1 protein-coding gene is annotated in these 396 nt (G+C 62.4%); it reads right to left on the reverse strand.

Going from position 1 to position 396, the window contains the following annotated elements; translation table 11 throughout:
- A partial coding sequence (locus H0X91_RS34820; protein ID WP_196433834.1) for a carbohydrate porin occupies window positions 1-396 on the reverse strand: 396 nt, incomplete at both ends.

Here is a 396-nt window from a genome sequence, read left to right on the forward strand (position 1 = left end):
GTCTTGTTGTAGACGCTGTTATCCGAGTTGTCGGAGTAGCGCAGGATCACCTTGTTCACCCCGCTGTCGTTGGTGTGGCTCAGCACCAGGCCGCCCTGCCAGGCTTCGAGACGCGCGTCGCTGTCCACCGCCTTTGAGTCAAAGCCGTAGTTGGCGTACACCTCGACGTCGATCGGCCCGGCCTTGATGTTGTGGGTTTTGGTGGTCAGCGCGTAGTGGCCGTTATCGCCGGTGTCGGAGCTGCCGGTACAGGTGATGCGCGACGGGTTGGTCTCGTCGGCCATCACTTCCGGGCTGCAGGATTTCACCTGCGAGACCGCCGCCACGTCGAACTGCACGCCGCCGATATCAAAGTTCTTCACCCCGGCGCCCTGGCCGTCGTGGTTCATCCAGAAG

It is taken from the genome of Burkholderia sp. 9777_1386, from assembly GCF_015712265.1.
GTDB classification, from domain to species: Bacteria; Pseudomonadota; Gammaproteobacteria; order Burkholderiales; family Burkholderiaceae; genus Burkholderia; species Burkholderia cenocepacia.